Consider the following 16,693-nt stretch of genomic DNA (forward strand, 5'->3'; position numbering starts at 1 on the left):
GCGCATGACCCCTCGTTACGACGCGCTGGTGCTGGCCGGCGGCGCCGCCCGCCGGCTCGGCGGGGCGGACAAGCCCCGGCTCACGGTGGGCGGGCGGACCCTGCTGGACCGGGTGCTGGCCGCCTGCGCGGGGGCCCGGCGGACCGTCGTGGTCGGCCCCGGCGGGGCGGCAGCGGGCGGTTCGGAGAGGGCCGGTGCGGAGCCGGGCGGTGCGGTGCGCTGGACCCGGGAGCAGCCGCCCGGCGGCGGTCCGGTGGCGGCGGTGGCGGCCGGCCTGGCCGTCGAGGGGCCGGCCGCCCCGGTGGTGCTGCTGCTCGCCGCCGACCTGCCCTTCCTGGACCGGGCCGTCCTGGACCGGCTGGCCGCCGCGGTGACCGGCGAGGTGCAGGCGGCGGTCCTGGTGGACGGTGCGGGGCGCACCCAGCCGCTGGCCGGCGCCTACCGGCGGGACGCGCTCGGCGCCGCGCTGGCCGTGCTCGGCGACCCGGCCGGGCAGCCGCTGCGCCGGCTGGTGGGCGGGCTGCGCACGGTCCGGCTGCCCGATCCGGGCCGCACCGCCGAGGACTGCGACACCTGGGCCGACCTGGCCGCCGCCCGCCGCCGGGCCGGGGAACCGGGGGAGTCCGGTGCGTCCGGGGAGTCCGGTGTTTCCGACTCCTCACCGGTCCGCTCGGGCGCCGGTGAGCAAAACGAAGCACCGCCAACACCGCGCGGTGCCCGGGATCGGGCAGCATGGTCCGTCATGGGACGCACGCTGGACGACTGGATGACCGAGGCCGCCGCCGAGCTGGGGATCGACCTCGCGGTCGACAGCAAGGAGCTGCTCGACCTGGCCCGGGTGGTGGCGCACGGGGTGGCCCGCCCGGCCGCCCCGCTGACCGCCTTCCTGGTCGGCTACGCGGCCGCCGCGCGCGGCGGCGGGGCGGCGGAGGTGGCCGCCGCGTCCGCGCGGATCACCGCGCTGGCCGAGCGCTGGGCGGCGGCCGCGCCGACCGACGGACCCGAGGCATGAGTGCCCCCGCACCCGCGGTGGGCCGCCCGGTGAGCACCACCAGCTGGCCGCGGGCCCGCGAGCTCGCCCGACTGGCCGGGGAGCGGCAGCGCGCCGCCGCCACCGAGCGGCCGGGGCTCGCCGCCGCGCTCGGCGGCACGCTGGCCGAGCCCCTCACCGCGCTCACCGACCTGCCCGCCTTCGACACCTCGGCGATGGACGGCTGGGCGGTGGCCGGCCCCGGCCCGTGGCGGCTGGCCGGCCGGGTGCTGGCCGGCCGTACCCCGCCCCCGCTGCTCGACGGCTGGGCCACCGAGATCGCCACCGGCGCGCAGCTGCCGCCCGGTGCCACCGCGGTGCTGCGCCGCGAGCACGGCGAGCCGGAGCGGGGGGTGCTGCGCCCCGGGGCCGCCGCCGATCCGGTGCCCGGCCAGGACGTGCGCCCGCGCGGTCAGGAGTGCCGGCGCGGCGAGGAGCTGCTGCCGACCGGCACCGAGGTCACCCCGGCCGTGCTGGGCCTGGCCGCGGCCTGCGGCTACGACCGGCTGACGGTCCGTCGGGCGCCCACGGTGGAGCTGCTGGTGCTCGGCGACGAACTGCTCGCGGCGGGCCTGCCGACCCCCGGCCTGGTGCGCGACGCGCTCGGCCCGATGCTGGAACCCTGGCTGCGGGCCCGGGGCGCCGAGCTGCTGGCGCGGCGCGCGGTGCGGGACGACTTCGCGCTGCTGCGCGACGCGATCCGGCACTCGCCCGCCGAGGTGGTGGTCAGCACCGGGGCCACCGCCGCCGGTCCGGTCGACTTCCTGCACGGCGCCCTGGCCGAGGCCGGCGGCCGACTGCTGGTGGACGGGGTCCGGGTGCGCCCCGGGCACCCGATGCTGCTGGCGGAGCTGCCGCCGGTCCGCTCCGGCGGTCCGGTCCGCCACCTGGTCGGGCTGCCCGGCAACCCGCTGGCCGCGGTGGCCGGCGCGGTCACCCTGGCCCTGCCGCTGCTGGCCGCGCTGCTCGGGCGGACCGGGCCGCACACCCGGTCGGTGCGCGGCGGCGAGCCGCTGCCCGGGCACCCGGCCGACACCCGGCTGCTGCCGGTCCGGCTGACCGGGGCGGGCCCGCGGCCGCTGGCCTTCGACGGCCCGGCGATGCTGCGCGGGCTGGCCCTGGCGGACGCGTTGGCGGTGGTCCCGCCGGGCGGCACGGCCGCGGGTGACCTGGTCGAACTGCTCGACGTGCCGCGCTGAGACACCCCGGCCGCGGTTCCCGCGCCGCTCCGCCGGCAGGCCGCATGCTGGGACGGTGCGCAGAGTCGAGGCCGACCCCGGGGTGCTGCTGCCGGTCCGCGGCAGCGGTCCGCCGTTGCGCCAGGTGGGCTGGCGGATCGCGCTGGCGCTGGCGGTGCTGGTGGTGACCACGCTGATCGTGTGGCTGGACGCGGACGGCTACCACGACAGCGCCGACGACCGGGTCTCGCTGCTGGACGCGGCGTACTACGCCACCGTCACCCTCTCGACCACCGGCTACGGCGACATCACCCCGGTCAGTGCGGGGGCCCGGCTGACCAACATCCTGGTGATCACCCCGCTGCGCGTGCTCTTCCTGATCATCCTGGTCGGCACCACCCTGGAGGTGCTGGCCGAGCGGACCCGGCAGCAGTGGCGGGTCAGACGGTGGAGGACTTCGGTGCAGCAGCACGCGGTGATCGTCGGCTACGGCACCAAGGGGCGCAGCGCGGTGCAGACCCTGCTCGGGCACGGGCTGGCCAAGGAGTCGATCGTGGTGGTCGACCCCCAGCGCCGGGTGGTGGAGCAGGCGGCGCTGGACGGGCTGGCCGGCGTGGTCGGCGACGCCACCCGCACCGACACCCTGCTGCGGGCCGAACTTCCCAGGGCCACCCGGGTGGTGGTGGCCCCCGAGCGGGACGACACCGCGGTGCTGGTGACCCTGACGGTGCGCCAGCTCAACCAGCGGGCCACCGTGGTGGCCGCCGTGCGCGAGGACGAGAACGCGCCGCTGCTGCGGCAGAGCGGGGCCGACGTGGTGGTGACCAGTTCCAGCTCGGCCGGCCGGCTGCTGGGCATGTCGATGCTCAGCCCGGACATCGGCGCGGTGATGGAGGCGCTGCTCACCCAGGGCCGGGGGCTGGACGTGGCGGAGCGCACGGTGACCGACGCCGAGGTCGGCCGCTCGCCCCGGGACTGCGCCGACCTGGTGGTGGCGGTGGTCCGGGACGGCCGGCTCCTCGACTACTACGACCCGCAGGCCGCCGCACTGCACCCGGCGGACCGGCTGATCACCATCCGGCGGGCCCGGCCGGCTCCTAGCGCCGCGTCAGGCCGCTAACCGGCCCGGTCCGCGGCCAGCACGGTGTGGCGCAGCAGCAGCGCGGTGGTGACCGGGCCGACCCCGCCCGGGACCGGGGTGAGCGCACCGGCCACCGCGGCGGCGTCCGCGGCCACGTCGCCGGTGAGGCCGCCGTCCGGGGTCGGGTTGGTGCCCACGTCCACCACCACCGCGCCGGGGGTCAGGTGCGCGGCGGTGATCAGCCCGGCCCGGCCGACCGCGGCGATCAGCACCTCGCCGGTGCGGGTCACCGCGGCCAGGTCGGCGGTCCGCGAGTGGCAGACCGTCACCGTGGCGTCCCGGTCCAGCAGCAGGTGGGCGACCGGCTTGCCGACCACCGTGGAGCGGCCCACCACCACGGCCCGGCGCCCGCTCAGCGGCACCTTGTGGAAGTCCAGCAGCGCCACCACGGCCTCCGCGGTGGCCGGCGCGAAGGCCGGCATGCCGGCGGCCAACCGGCCCAGCGAGAGCGGGTTGGCGCCGTCCACGTCCTTCTCGAAGGCGATCGCCGAGGCCAGCTCCTCCAGGGTGGCGCCGGGCGGCAGCGGGGTCTGCAGCATCAACCCGTGCACCGTGTGGTCGGCGCTGAGCTGCTCCAGCCGCTCGCGCACCGCGGCCGGTTCGGCCTCCGGGCCCAGGTCGTGCACCTCGCAGCGCAGCCCGGTCTTCTCGGCCGCGTTGGCGATCGAGCGCACGTACCAGGCACTGGACTCGTCGGCGGTGGCGGTGACCACGGCCAGCTGCGGGGTGCACCCGGCGGCGGTCAGCTCGGCGGCCCGGTTGCCCGCCTCGGTCCGGATCGCGGCGGCCAGCTCCCGGCCGCCGAGCAGCACGGCGGTCACTTGACCAGCTCCGCCCGGACGGCGGCGGTGATCTGCTCGGCGCGGGCGGCGATCTCGTCCACCCGGGCGGTGTCGGCCAGCAGCGCCGCGCGGCTGCGCTCGTCGCGGATCCCGGTCAGGTTGACCTCGACGTTGACCCGGGCGGTGGTGGCCGCGGCGCGGGCGGCCTCGGCGGCGGCCGCGACGTCGGTGACCACGGTCGGGTTGCCGATCGGCAGCAGCGTCTCGGCCAGCTCGACCGCGTCCAGCGCGGCGGTGATCACCTCGGCCGGCGGGCGGGCCGCGCCGACCAGGGCCCGGGCGATCGCGGCCGACCGGTCGGCGCGCTGCTCCTCGTCCTCCTTGGGCAGCCGGTAGGCCTCGGCGACCGCACCGAAGGCGGCCGCGTCCTGCTCGGCCAGGGTCAGGGCCCGCCCGCGCAGCGCGTCGCTCTCCCGGATGATCCGCTCCACCACCTGCTGGTGGGCGGCGTACTTCTCCCCGGTGCTGTAGCGGGCCACCATCGCCAGCAGGGCCGCCGCCTGGGCGGCGTGCAGGGCGGCCGAGGCGCCGCCGCCCGGGGCGGGCACCCGGTCGGCCAGGCGGTCCAGGAATTCGCTGATGGTCTCGTCGCGCACGGCGGCTCTTCCGGTCGGAGGATCGGTACCGGCATCCTGCCATATCTGACGCAGTGTCAGACGGTGCCCCCCGTGGCCGGCCGGTGCTGCCCACCGTTCCCTTGCGGCGCACCTGACAATCGCCAACTCGCTCTTCTTGCACGGGAGTACACCGACCGGTCGACGGCTGTTCAGCTGCCCCGCCCGGCCGGTCCGGTGCGCGGCGAGCGGTGCCGCCGCGGCTCGGCCGACGGGCGGCACGGCGGCGGGACGGGCCCGTTCGGCGCCACCTGCCGGTAGCTTCGAGCCATGCACGCAATCACGATTCCCCAGCCGGGCGGACCCGAGGTCCTGACCTGGGCCAAGGTCGACGATCCGGTGCCCGGTGAGGGCGAGGTGCTGGTCGAGGTGGCCGCCACCGCCGTCAACCGCGCCGACCTGTTGCAGCGTCAGGGTCACTACCCGCCGCCGCCCGGGGCGCCCGAGTACCTCGGGCTGGAGTGCGCGGGCCGGATCGCGGCGCTGGGCCCGGGGGTGTCGGGCTGGGCGGTCGGCGACGAGGTCTGCGCCCTGCTGGCGGGCGGCGGCTACGCGGAACTGGTCGCGGTGCCGGTCGGCCAACTGCTGCCGATCCCGCGCGGACTGGGCCTGGTGGCCGCGGCCGCGCTGCCCGAGGTGGCCGCCACGGTCTGGTCGAACGTCTTCATGGTGGCCCACCTGCACCCGGGGGAGACGGTCCTGCTGCACGGCGGGGCCAGCGGGATCGGGACCATGGCCACCCAGTTGGCCAAGGCGGTCGGCGCCAAGGTGGTGGTGACCGCGGGCAGCGAGAAGAAGCTGGCCCGGTGCAAGGAGCTGGGCGCCGACGTGCTGGTCAACTACCGCGAGCAGGACTTCGTGCAGGCGGTGGCGGAGGCGACCGGCGGGCACGGGGCCGACGTGGTCCTGGACATCATGGGCGGCAAGTACCTGGCGCGGAACGTGGACGCGCTGGCGGTGGCGGGCCGGTTGGTGATCATCGGCCTGCAGGGCGGGCGCAGCGGCGAGTTGGACCTGGGCAAGCTGCTGGCCAAGCGCGGCGCCGTGGTGGCCACCTCGCTGCGCCCGCGCCCGCTCGCCGAGAAGGCGGCGATCGTCGCGGCGGTGCGCGAGCACGTCTGGCCGCTGGTGGAGTCGGGCGTGGTCAAGCCGGTGATCGACCGGGTCCTCCCGCTCGCCGAGGCGGGCGAGGCGCACCGCGCGCTGGAGGCGGGGGAGCAGGTCGGCAAGATCGTGCTGCAGGTCTGAGCTTCCGGGTGCCGGTGCCGGTGCCGGTGCCGCTGTCCTCGGCGGAGGGCAGCGGCACCGACGGCCGCGGTCCGGCGGTCAGCGGGCCGCGCGCGAGCGCAGCAGGGTCGCGCGCGGCTCGCTGTCCTGCCACTCCTCGGCCAGCAGCGCCCAGATCTCCTTGTCGTGCCGGATCCCGCCGTGCGGGTAGTAGGAGCGCTTGACCCCCTCCAGGGTCATGCCGGCCCGCTGCGCCACCGCCCGGCTGCGCGCGTTGCGGGTGCTGCTCAGCCACTCCACGCGCTGCAGCCCGCGCTCGACCAGGGCGTACTCGATCAGCTCGCGGACCCCGGCGGAGACCAGGCCGAGGCCCTCGCCGGCCGGCTCCGCCCAGACGCCGATCTCGGCCCAGCCCTGCTTGGCCTCGAAGTGCGGGAACATCACGCCGCCGACCAGGGTGCCGTCCAGCCAGATCCCGTAGATCCGGGCGGTGTCGGCGGCGGCCCGGTCGGCGTAGCGCTGCAGGGTGGCCCGGGCGGAGTCCAGGTCGGTGGTCAGGTCCGCGAAGCCGATGAACCGGTTCAGGTTCTCCCGGGCCCGGTCCATGTGGGCCAGGAACTCCTCGGCGTGCCAGGGCTCCAGCGGGCGCAGCTCGGCGGGCAGGGTGTCGGAGAGCGGGACGGCGAACACGACGGCCTCCAGGCGCGGCGGTGAGCGGGAAGGAAGGGGACAGCAGTACGTAACAAGCGTTTGGTACGCGTGCTGCCCCAGGCTAGTGCCATTGCACTGGGTGGGGAAGGGTGGGGTACGACATGCCCGGATTGTCCGGCTGTGTGACGCTGGATCGGAGCTGTCCCGCCGCCGCTGCCCGCACGGGTGCCGGCCGTCGGAAGGACGTCGTCCGTGGTCATGCCCGCGCTGCCCCCGCTCTCGAAGTCCCGCCGCTCGCACCGGTTCGCGGCCGCCGCCGTGACCGCCCCGGCCCTGCTCGCCCTGCTGCTGCCGGCCACCGCCCAGGCCGCCGCCGACCCCTCGGCCGGCCCGCGGGCCACCGCCGACCGCACGGCCGACGGCACCGCCGACCGCCCCGCCCTGCGCCCGATGCCGCAGCCCTCCGCGGACCCGGCCACCGGGTCGCCGAGCGACCCGGGCAGCCCGGCCGGCGCCGCGGCGAGCAACCCGGTGAGCCCCCCGGCGACCGCGGGCCCGACCCGGACCGCCGCCCCCACCCCCGCGCCCAGCGGCTCGATAGCCACCGGCACCCCGAGCGGCTCCGCGAGCCGCACCACGACCGCCCCGTCCGCTGCCGCGGCCGGCACCCCGGCGGCCCACCCCAGTGCCGCGCCCGGCACCCCTGCCGCGTCCCCGTCCCACCCCGGTCCGTCCCACCCCGGTCCGTCCGCCCCGTCCCGCGCCGTCCCGGCCGTCCCGCCCCCGGCCGACCCGCCGAGCAGCGAGCTCCCCGAGGCCGTGCCGCTGGCCGGCGACCCGGCCGCCGATCAGGACCCGGCCCAGGACCAGGCCCAGGGCGACGACCAGGACCCGGGCACCGGTTCGGCCGCGGACGCGGTGGAACCCGATCGGCCCACCGCTGCGGACACTCCGACCGTCGAGCCGGCCGCCCCGGTGCAGGCCGCCGCCGTGCTGCTGCCCCCGGCCGCCGTGGTGCAGCTGCGCTGGTCCACCCTGGTGCTGCCGCTGGGTACCGGCCTGCTGCTGATCGGTCTGGGGCTGGGCCTGGTGGGCCTGCGGCTGCGCCGCCGCTGACCGCGGGGCGGCCCGTCGGTTGACCCCTTCGAGCGTCGAAGCATATGAAGGTGTTATGACGAAGCCGCTGAATGAACGGCCCGAGCACGAGCCGTACCAGCAAGCCGGGCGATCGGACGGGGCTGGGGAGAGCCCGCAGGTGCTGATCGTCGGCCAGGACGGCACGGCGGTGGGTACCGCCGGGGGCGGGCGCGCTTTCGCCCGTGAGAACGAGGAGGGGGAACACCGGGAGCTTCCGGTGACGGAGATGGTCGAGCAGCCGGCCAAGGTGATGCGGATCGGCAGCATGATCAAGCAATTGCTCGAAGAGGTCCGGATGGCCCCGCTCGACGAGGCCAGCCGGGCCCGGCTGAAGGACATCCACGCCAGTTCGATCAAGGAGCTGGAGCTCGGGCTGGCCCCCGAGCTGGTCGAGGAGTTGGAGCGGCTGTCGCTGCCGTTCACCGAGGACTCGATCCCGACCGAGGCGGAACTGCGGATCGCCCAGGCCCAGTTGGTGGGCTGGCTGGAGGGCCTGTTCCACGGCATCCAGACCGCGCTGTTCGCCCAGCAGATGGCTGCCCGGGCGCAGTTGGAGCAGATGCGGCGCGCCCTGCCGCCCGGCTCGCTGGGCGAGGCGGACCTGGACGACCCGGGCGAGGGCCGCGGCATCCGTTCGGGCCCGTACCTGTAGGCGGCGGCCTGAGCTGCGGTCAGCACCGCGCCCCTGCGGGCTCCGCCGGGGCGCGGTGCCGATACCCTGGCGCCGGTTAACCGATCACACCACCATGTCGCGCGGCCGGCCGGCCCCGGCCGAGGGGGAAGCAGAGACCATGAGCGAGGACGGCACCGGAGTGGACCAGCCGCAGTCGCAGCTCCACTCGCTGGGCAACGGCCGCTACGTGCTGCAGCACCTGCTGGGCCAGGGCGGGATGGCCTCCGTCCACCTGGCCCACGACACGGTGCTCGGCCGCCCGGTGGCGATCAAGACGCTGCACACCGAGCTGGGGCGCGAGGCCTCCTTCCGCGAGCGGTTCCGCCGCGAGGCGCAGGCGGTGGCCCGGCTGCAGCACACCAACATCGTCACGGTCTTCGACAGCGGCGAGGAGGTCACCCCGGACGGGGGGACCGTCCCGTACATCGTCATGGAGTACGTCGAGGGCCACTCGCTGCGCGACGTGCTCAACCAGGCGATCGCCGAGCACGGTGCGATGCCCACCGAGCAGGCGCTGAAGATCACCGCCGCGGTGCTGGCCGCGCTGGACGTCTCGCACGACCAGGGCCTGGTGCACCGCGACATCAAGCCGGGCAACGTCATGGTGAACACCAAGGGCGTCGTGAAGGTGATGGACTTCGGCATCGCCCGGGCGATGCAGTCGGGCGTCTCCTCGATGACCCAGACCGGCATGGTGGTCGGCACCCCGCAGTACCTCTCGCCCGAGCAGGCGCTGGGCAAGAGCGTGGACGCCCGCTCCGACCTCTACTCGGTCGGCTGCATGCTCTTCGAACTGCTCACCGGCCAGCTGCCGTTCGACGGGGACTCGCCGTTCTCGATCGCGTACAAGCACGTGCAGGAGGAGCCGCCGGCCCCTTCCACGATGAACCGCGCGGTGAGCCCGGCGGTCGACGCGCTGGTGGCGCGGTCGCTGCGCAAGGACCCGGCGCACCGGTTCCCGACCGCCGAGACGATGCGCGAGGAGGTCGAGCGGGTCGCGGCCGGCGAGAAGGGCGGGGCCGCGCCGCTGGTCGCCTCGCCGCTGGTGATCAGCGAGGGGCCGCGGGCCAACCACTCCTCCTCGCTGGCGAACTTCCCGCCGGTGAACGGCGACATCCGCACCCCGACGCCGCAGGTGCAGCAGCCGTACCAGCCGCCGCAGGCGCCGCCGTACGGCCCGCAGACCCCGCCGCCCCAGCCGGCGTTCCAGCAGCCGTACCGGACCCCGGCGCCGCAGCCCTACGCGACGCCCGCGCCGCAGCCGTTCCAGACGCCGCCCCCGCAGCCGTACCAGACCCCGCCGGCCTTCCCGCAGCAGGCGCACACGCCGGCGCCGATGCCGATGCAGGCTCCGCAGCCGGCGCCGTACGCCCCGGTCAAGGCGAACAACAACGGCTGCTCCACCGCGCTGGTGGTGGTCGGCGTGATCATCGGCCTGATCGTGCTGATCATCATCATCATCGCCATCGTGGCCACCCGGACCACCAGTTCCACCAGCCTGCCCGCGCTGCAGGCGGTGGTGGCCCAGCTCCACTCGGGCCCCGCGCCGAACTGACGCATTCGGGGGTCCGGCGCCCCAGGCGGTAGCGTGCTGGGAAGCGAATCGAAAGGGCGACCGCGAGAGCGCGCGGCCCGGGGCGAGGAGTAATGGCACAGACGCAGCAGCCGGGTGACGGCGAGGAGGGGCGGGCCCCCTCCTCGGACATCGGACCCGACGCCCAGGGCGAGGCCGTCACCGCCGAGATCCCGCAGCCCCCCGCCCCCGAGGCCGAGGAGACCACCGCGGCCCGGCCGCACGGCCAGGGACCGGGAGCCCCGTACGGCGGCCCGGCCACCCCGGGCCGGGGCACGGCGGCCGCGCTGGGCACGCTGGGCGAGGGCCGGTACCGGATCACCCACCGGCTCGGTCGCGGCGGCATGGCCGAGGTCTTCGCCGCCCAGGACATCCGGCTCGGCCGGACGGTCGCGGTCAAGCTGCTCCGCTCCGAGCTGGCCCAGGACGACGTCTCGCGGCAGCGGTTCACCCGGGAGGCGCATTCGGTCGCCTCGCTCAACCACCACTCGATCGTCGCGGTCTACGACACCGGCGAGGAGCTGGTGAACGGGGAGTCCACCCCGTACATCGTGATGGAGCTGGTCGAGGGGCGGACCGTCCGCGAGCTGCTGGTGGCCGAGGAGGCCCCGCCGGTCGACCAGGCGCTGATCATCATCGCCGGGGTGCTGGAGGCGCTGGACTACAGCCACCGGCACGGCATCGTGCACCGCGACATCAAGCCGGCCAACGTGATCATCACGACCACCGGCGCGGTCAAGGTGATGGACTTCGGCATCGCCCGCGCGCTCTCCGGCGACGCCTCCACCATGACCCAGACCGGCATGGTGATGGGCACCCCGCAGTACCTCTCGCCGGAGCAGGCGCTGGGCAAGCCGGTCGACCACCGCTCCGACCTGTACGCGGCCGGCTGCATGCTCTACGAACTGCTGGTGCTGCGACCGCCGTTCACCGGCGACACGCCGCTGTCGGTGGTCTACCAGCACGTCCAGGACCCGCCGGTGCCGCCGTCCGAGGCGCACTCCCGGGTGCCCTGGCAGCTGGACGCGCTGGTGCTGCGGGCGCTGGCGAAGAACCCGGACGCGCGGTTCCAGAGCGCGGACGAGTTCCGGGCCCACGTGCAGCACGCGCTGCGCGAGATGCACGGCGCCGGCGGGGTCGGCCACCCCGGCGGCGGGGCGGGGACGCCGCCCGAGGGCACCGCGGTCACCGCGGTGCTCGGCGGCCTGCCCGCGTCCGAGCGGACCACCGTGATGCCGTACGGCGGCAGCACCCCGCAGTCCTACCCGCCGGCCGGCGGCGGTGGCGGTTACGGCGGTGGCGGCGGCTACGAGGGCGGGGACGACGGCTACGACGACCGCCCGCCGGGCTCGGGCAAGCGCCGGGCCCTGGCCTGGGTGGCCGGCCTGCTGATCCTGGCCGCGGCCGGCGTCGGCATCGCGGTGGCCGCCAACAACAGCTCGGCCGGCTCGCACGCGCCGACCGCGCCGAGCGCCCCGGCCGAGGCGAGCCAGTCGCCGACCGACCAGACCAGCGCGCCGACCAGCGCGCCCACGCCCAGTTACACGCCCAGCCGCACCCGGACCCCGAGCTACCAGCCGACCGACAGCTTCCCGACCGGCTCCCCGACCGGGCACGCCAGCCGCTCCAGCTCGCCGAGCGCCTCGGCCAGCGGGTCGGCCAGCGCCAGCTCCTCGGCCTCGGCGAGCTCCACGGCCAGCTCGTCGGCCTCGCCGACGGAGAAGAGTCCGAACCCCTTGCCGTCCAGCAGCTCGACCAAGATCGTTCTTCCGACGCCCTGACAGGGGATCAGTTCACGAACGCGTCGAGGACCTGCTCGTACTCCTGGCACCACCAGACCGTCTGCGCGGCGGCCGCCGGGAAGAGCGGGTCCGCGCGCGGGTCGTTGCGCTGGTAGCGCCAGCGCAGCATCCAGAAGTCGTTCAGCCGCTCCCACCAGACCCGGTGCACCGCCAACCGCAGCTCGGCCGGGCCGGCCCCGGCCGCCTGCCGGTAGCCGCGGGCGTAGCGGCGCACCCGGGCCAGGTCCAGCTCGCCGCCGACCGGGTGGTGGAACACCAGGGTGGCCGCCCGCACCGCCTCCTCGGCCCGCGGCCGCACCCGCAGCCGGTCCCAGTCCAGCACCGCGGCCACCCGCTCGCCCTGGTAGAGCAGGTTGAGGCCGTGGAAGTCGCCGTGCACCCAGCCGGAGCGCCCCACCGCGGTGTCGGCGGGTCGCCGGTGCCGGTGCGCGGCCAGCAGGTCGAGCCGCTCGGCCAGTCGCCGCTCGGCGAGCCGGTCGAAGGCGCCGTACGGGCGGTGCCGGGCGGCCAGCCGGCGCAGCTCGCCGATCAGCGCGGCGGTGCCGGCCGGATCGGCGGTGGGCACCGCGAGGGGTTGCACCACCGGGGCGCAGACCTGGGCCAGCGCGCTGTGCAACCGGCCGAGCAGCGCACCCAGCTCGGAGCACTGCGTCAGGTCCAGCTCGGCACCGGTGCGGTGCTCGCCGGGCACCCAGGGGTAGAGCGCGAACCGTCGGCCGTCCCGCCGGGTGACGGTGCGTCCGGTCCGGTCGGCCAGTGGTGGCGGCACCGGCAGGCCCAGCGCGGCCAGCAGGTCGGTGGCCCGGTGCTGGGCGGCGATCGCGGCGGGGGCGGCGGTGGCCGGCTCCACGTAGCACTTGAGGAAGTACCGGCCGCAGCTGGTGGTGACCCGGTAGCCGCGGTTGAGCAGGCCCTCGGCCACCGGCACGACCTCCAGCAGCCGGCCGGTCCGGTAGCCGCGCAGCAGTTGGGCGACGGTCTCCACCGCCACCGGCGGGCTGAGGGTGCCGACCGGTGGGGCGCCGGCGTCCGGTCCGTCCGGGGCGGCGGGGTCGACGGGCAGTGGCGGTGCACCCGGCCGGCCGGCCAGAATCTGACGCTCTGTCACGCTCGGTCATCGTAGCGATGCCCGACGATCTTGGGCGGGATGGCGGAATTTGTCCGGTACTGAACGCGGCGCCGCCGGCCCTGACCGTCTGACCTGCGCGAACTGTCCTGCCTGGTGGGGGAGTCAGGCTCCGGTGCCGCGGTCCAGCCGGGCCACGAAGGCGGCCGCCTGGGTGCGCCGCTCCATGCCCATCTTGGCCAGCAGGCTGGAGACGTAGTTCTTCACCGTCTTCTCGGCCAGGTGGAGCTCGTTGCCGATCTGCCGGTTGGTCATCCCCTCGCCGATGAGCTCCAGGATCCGCCGCTCCTGCTTGGTCAGCTGGGCCAGCCGCTCGTCCTCCTTCTCGCCGCCCTGCCGCAGCCGCTCCAGCACCCGGCTGGTGGCCACCGGGTCGAGCAGCGACTTGCCGGCCGCCACGTCGCGCACGGCGGAGAGCAGGTCGGTGCCGCGGATCGCCTTGAGCACGTAGCCGGCGGCCCCGGCCATGATCGAGTCGAACAGCGCCTCGTCGTCGGAGAAGGAGGTGAGCATCAGGCAGCGGACCCCGGGCAGCTGGGACCGGATCTCGCGGCAGACCTCGACCCCGTTGCCGTCCGGCAGCCGCACGTCGAGCACGGCCACGTCGGGGGAGACGGCCGGGATCCGGCTCAGCGCCTCGGCGGCGGTGCCGGCCTCGCCGACCACCTCGATGTCCGGCTCGTCGGCGAGCAGTTCGTGGACACCCCGGCGGACCACCTCGTGATCATCGAGGAGGAAAACCCTGATTTGTCCGTTTCCAGTCACCGGCACATGCTCGCACACGAGCGACCCGCGGGCCCCGGCGCACACCACGCAGCACAGCAAATTTGCCCGGTCAACCCCTTACGCGAAGGGCGCCGTACGGATAGCGTGCGCTGGTGTCCTGACGGCACACCCATGTCGGTCTCCCGCCACGAGCCCGGCCCGGCCCCCACCCAGGCCCGGAACAACTAGGACGTCCTAGCGCAGGCGCGCCGACCGCGCCCGCTGGGTAACGTTCTCGTGGGACGCCGTCGGAAGAGGATCACCACCTGCCGCGTAGTAGGCGTGCACACCCCGCGCGCCGTGCGAGGAGGTGACCGGACCGGTCACCGGCGACCCCGGGCGGCCGGACAGACCGAGGAGTGAACGTGACCGTCAAAAGCACGTCGAGGGCGCGCAAGAAGGCCGCCCCCGGCGTCCCCGCCAGCTCCGGCACGGGGCAGGACGCCCCCGTCGAGCTCGTCCAGTTGCTCACCCCGGAGGGCGAGCGGGTCGAGCACCCGGACTACCCGCTGACCGTGACCCCCGACGAGCTGCGCTCGCTGTACCGGGACCTGGTCCTGGTGCGCCGCTTCGACGCCGAGGCCACCGCGCTGCAGCGCCAGGGCGAGCTGGGCCTGTGGGCCTCGCTGCTCGGCCAGGAGGCGGCGCAGGTCGGCAGCGGTCGCGCGCTGCGGGAGAAGGACTACGCCTTCCCCACCTACCGCGAGCACGGCGTCGCCTGGTGCCGCGGGGTGGACCCGCTCAACCTGCTCGGCATGTTCCGCGGCGTGAACCACGGCGGCTGGGACCCGAACGAGAAGAACTTCCACCTCTACACCATCGTGATCGGTTCGCAGACGCTGCACGCGACCGGCTACGCGATGGGCATCACCAAGGACGGCACCGAGGACGCGGTGATCGCGTACTTCGGTGACGGCGCGTCCAGCCAGGGCGACGTGAACGAGGCGTTCACCTTCGCCTCGGTCTACAACTCGCCGGTGGTCTTCTTCTGCCAGAACAACCAGTGGGCGATCTCCGAGCCCACCATCAACCAGACCAAGATCCCGCTGTACCGTCGCGCGGCCGGCTTCGGCTTCCCGGGCGTGCGGGTGGACGGCAACGACGTGCTGGCCTGCCTGGCGGTCACCCGCTGGGCGCTGGACCGCGCGCGCAGCGGCTCCGGTCCGGTGCTGATCGAGGCGTTCACCTACCGGATGGGCGCGCACACCACCTCCGACGACCCGACCCGCTACCGCTCCAACGAGGAGACCGAGGCCTGGAAGGCCAAGGACCCGATCCTGCGGCTCAAGGCGCACCTGGAGCGCGAGGGCCTGGCCGACGAGGCCTTCTTCGCCGGGATCGAGGCCGAGAGCGAGGCGCTGGGCCTGCGGGTGCGCGAGGGCGTGCGCTCGATGCCGGACCCGGACCCGACCCTGATCTTCGACCACGTGTACGCCGAGCCGCACGCCCTGGTGGCCGAGGAGCGGGCCGAGTACGTCGCGTACGCGCAGTCCTTCGAGGGTGGGGAGTAGCCCTTCATGTCCAAGCTCACCATGTCGAAGGCCATCAACGAGGGCCTGCGCAGCTGCCTGGAGACCGACCCCAAGACCCTGATCATGGGCGAGGACGTCGGCAAGCTGGGCGGCGTCTTCCGCGTCACCGACGGTCTGCAGAAGGACTTCGGCGAGCACCGGGTGATCGACACCCCGCTGGCCGAGTCCGGCATCGTCGGCACCGCGATCGGGCTGGCGCTGCGCGGCTACCGGCCGATCGTGGAGATCCAGTTCGACGGCTTCGTCTACCCGGCCTTCGACCAGATCGTCACCCAGCTGGCCAAGATGCACGCCCGTGCGCTCGGCCACGTCAAGCTGCCGGTCACCGTGCGCATCCCCTACGCGGGTGGCATCGGCGCCGTGGAGCACCACAGCGAGTCGCACGAGGCGTACTTCGCGCACACCGCGGGCCTGCGGGTGGTCACCCCGTCCAACCCGGACGACGCGTACTGGATGCTGCGCCAGTCGGTGGAGTGCGACGACCCGGTGATCTTCCTGGAGCCGAAGGCCCGGTACTGGGACAAGGCGGAGATCTCCGCCGCCCCCGGGCTGGACCTGCACGCGGCCAAGGTGGTCCGCCCGGGCACCGACCTGACCCTGTTCGCCTACGGGCCGATGGTCAAGGTCTGCCTGGAGGCGGCCAAGGCCGCCGAGCAGGACGGGCACCGGCTGGAGGTGGTCGACCTGCGCTCGCTGTCGCCGGTGGACTTCACCACCCTGGCGGACTCGCTCAAGCGCACCGGCCGCGGCGTCGTGGTGCACGAGGCGCCGGTCTTCATGGGCATGGGCGCCGAGCTGGCCGCCCGCCTGACCGAGAAGTGCTTCTACCACCTGGAGGCGCCGATCCTGCGGGTCGGCGGCTACTACGCGCCGTACCCGCCGTCCCGGGTCGAGGAGCAGTTCCTGCCCGACCTGGACCGGGTGCTGGACGCCGTCGACCGCGCGCTGGCGTTCTGAGAGGAGTGAGATCCATGACCGCACTCCGTGAGTTCAAGATGCCCGACGTGGGCGAGGGCCTGACCGAGGCCGAGATCCTCAAGTGGTACGTGCAGGTGGGCGACACCGTCACGGACGGCCAGGTCGTCTGCGAGGTGGAGACCGCCAAGGCGGCGGTCGAGCTGCCGATCCCGTTCAACGGGACGGTGCAGGCGCTGCACTTCCCCGAGGGCACCACGGTCGACGTGGGCACCGCGATCATCGCCGTCGCGGTGGCGGGCGCCGCGCCCGCCGAGGCGACCCCGGCCGCCCCCGCTCCGGTCGCCGCGGCGGCCGAGGAGGAGCCCGAGCCGGAGCGGCGCGAGCCGGTGCTGGTCGGTTACGGCCCGCGCACCGGTGGCGCGCAGCGCCGGGCCCGGCGCGGTGCCGCCCCGGCCGCGCCCGCGGCGGCCGTTGCGGCCCCGGT

At 75.2% G+C, this 16,693-nt stretch carries 16 protein-coding genes; 11 read left to right on the forward strand and 5 right to left on the reverse strand.

Going from position 1 to position 16,693, the window contains the following annotated elements; translation table 11 throughout:
• Positions 1-4 precede the first annotated feature (4 nt).
• Genes ACFW1A_RS12465 through ACFW1A_RS12475 form a run of 3 tightly spaced genes read left to right on the forward strand, consistent with a single transcriptional unit; the run spans position 5 to position 3,328 of the window.
• Positions 5-1,012 carry an NTP transferase domain-containing protein gene (locus ACFW1A_RS12465; RefSeq protein ID WP_380407958.1) on the forward strand — a complete coding sequence of 336 codons (1,008 nt, stop codon included), beginning with the start codon at positions 5-7 and terminating at the stop codon, positions 1,010-1,012.
• Positions 1,009-2,229, forward strand: a complete 1,221-nt coding sequence (locus ACFW1A_RS12470) for a molybdopterin molybdotransferase MoeA (protein WP_380407960.1) — start codon at positions 1,009-1,011, stop codon at positions 2,227-2,229. The genes ACFW1A_RS12465 and ACFW1A_RS12470 overlap by 4 nt, the downstream gene beginning before the upstream one ends.
• 55 nt (positions 2,230-2,284) lie before the next feature.
• Positions 2,285-3,328 carry a potassium channel family protein gene (locus ACFW1A_RS12475; protein WP_380407962.1) on the forward strand — a complete coding sequence of 348 codons (1,044 nt, stop codon included), beginning with the start codon at positions 2,285-2,287 and terminating at the stop codon, positions 3,326-3,328.
• Here the strand turns inward: ACFW1A_RS12475 and ACFW1A_RS12480 are convergent.
• Together ACFW1A_RS12480 and ACFW1A_RS12485 are read right to left on the reverse strand one after the other, a co-directional pair.
• Positions 3,325-4,170, reverse strand: coding sequence for a bifunctional 5,10-methylenetetrahydrofolate dehydrogenase/5,10-methenyltetrahydrofolate cyclohydrolase (locus tag ACFW1A_RS12480; protein ID WP_380407964.1), 846 nt, complete (start codon positions 4,168-4,170; stop codon positions 3,325-3,327). The two genes, ACFW1A_RS12475 and ACFW1A_RS12480, sit on opposite strands and share 4 nt — an antisense overlap.
• Positions 4,167-4,787 (reverse strand): cyclodeaminase/cyclohydrolase family protein, encoded by a 621-nt coding sequence (locus ACFW1A_RS12485; protein WP_380407966.1) that lies wholly within the window; start codon positions 4,785-4,787, stop codon positions 4,167-4,169. The genes ACFW1A_RS12480 and ACFW1A_RS12485 overlap by 4 nt, the downstream gene beginning before the upstream one ends.
• A gap of 288 nt (positions 4,788-5,075) precedes the next feature.
• Between ACFW1A_RS12485 and ACFW1A_RS12490 the strand changes: the two genes are divergently transcribed.
• On the forward strand, positions 5,076-6,053 hold the full coding sequence (locus ACFW1A_RS12490) for an NAD(P)H-quinone oxidoreductase (protein ID WP_380407968.1): 978 nt from the start codon (positions 5,076-5,078) through the stop codon (positions 6,051-6,053).
• Between the two features lie 78 nt (positions 6,054-6,131).
• On the opposite strand, the gene ACFW1A_RS12495 is transcribed toward ACFW1A_RS12490, so the two are convergent.
• Positions 6,132-6,722 carry a GNAT family N-acetyltransferase gene (locus ACFW1A_RS12495; protein WP_380407970.1) on the reverse strand — a complete coding sequence of 197 codons (591 nt, stop codon included), beginning with the start codon at positions 6,720-6,722 and terminating at the stop codon, positions 6,132-6,134.
• Between the two features lie 219 nt (positions 6,723-6,941).
• On the opposite strand from ACFW1A_RS12495, the gene ACFW1A_RS12500 reads away from it, so the two are divergent.
• The 4 genes from ACFW1A_RS12500 (at position 6,942) to ACFW1A_RS12515 (ending at position 11,847) form a co-directional block, all read left to right on the forward strand.
• A complete protein-coding gene (locus ACFW1A_RS12500) occupies positions 6,942-7,799 on the forward strand; it encodes a hypothetical protein (protein WP_380407972.1) in 858 nt (285 codons plus the stop codon).
• 55 nt (positions 7,800-7,854) lie between these two features.
• Positions 7,855-8,472: a bacterial proteasome activator family protein gene (locus ACFW1A_RS12505; RefSeq protein ID WP_380407975.1), complete on the forward strand. Its 618-nt coding sequence runs from the start codon at positions 7,855-7,857 to the stop codon at positions 8,470-8,472.
• Positions 8,473-8,611: 139 nt separating this feature from the next.
• On the forward strand, positions 8,612-10,048 hold the full coding sequence (locus ACFW1A_RS12510) for a protein kinase (protein WP_380407977.1): 1,437 nt from the start codon (positions 8,612-8,614) through the stop codon (positions 10,046-10,048).
• Positions 10,049-10,140: 92 nt separating this feature from the next.
• On the forward strand, positions 10,141-11,847 hold the full coding sequence (locus ACFW1A_RS12515) for a protein kinase (RefSeq protein WP_380407979.1): 1,707 nt from the start codon (positions 10,141-10,143) through the stop codon (positions 11,845-11,847).
• 7 nt (positions 11,848-11,854) lie between these two features.
• Here ACFW1A_RS12515 and ACFW1A_RS12520 read toward each other — a convergent pair whose 3' ends face one another.
• The gene (locus ACFW1A_RS12520; RefSeq protein WP_380407982.1) at positions 11,855-12,976 is read right to left on the reverse strand and encodes a phosphotransferase; all 1,122 of its coding nucleotides are present in this window, start codon (positions 12,974-12,976) and stop codon (positions 11,855-11,857) included.
• A gap of 123 nt (positions 12,977-13,099) precedes the next feature.
• Positions 13,100-13,759, reverse strand: coding sequence for a response regulator (locus ACFW1A_RS12525; protein WP_380407984.1), 660 nt, complete (start codon positions 13,757-13,759; stop codon positions 13,100-13,102).
• A gap of 365 nt (positions 13,760-14,124) precedes the next feature.
• On the opposite strand from ACFW1A_RS12525, the gene pdhA reads away from it, so the two are divergent.
• From pdhA to ACFW1A_RS12540, 3 genes are all read left to right on the forward strand, one after another.
• Positions 14,125-15,270: a pyruvate dehydrogenase (acetyl-transferring) E1 component subunit alpha gene (gene pdhA / locus ACFW1A_RS12530; protein ID WP_380407988.1), complete on the forward strand. Its 1,146-nt coding sequence runs from the start codon at positions 14,125-14,127 to the stop codon at positions 15,268-15,270.
• 6 nt (positions 15,271-15,276) lie between these two features.
• A complete protein-coding gene (locus ACFW1A_RS12535; protein WP_380407991.1) occupies positions 15,277-16,248 on the forward strand; it encodes an alpha-ketoacid dehydrogenase subunit beta in 972 nt (323 codons plus the stop codon).
• Positions 16,249-16,253: 5 nt separating this feature from the next.
• Positions 16,254-16,693 (forward strand): biotin/lipoyl-containing protein (locus tag ACFW1A_RS12540; RefSeq protein ID WP_380407993.1); only part of this gene is annotated, 440 nt, incomplete at its 3' end.

It is taken from the genome of Kitasatospora sp. NPDC058965 (genome assembly GCF_042741245.1).
In the GTDB taxonomy this organism is placed as follows: domain Bacteria; phylum Actinomycetota; class Actinomycetes; order Streptomycetales; family Streptomycetaceae; genus Kitasatospora.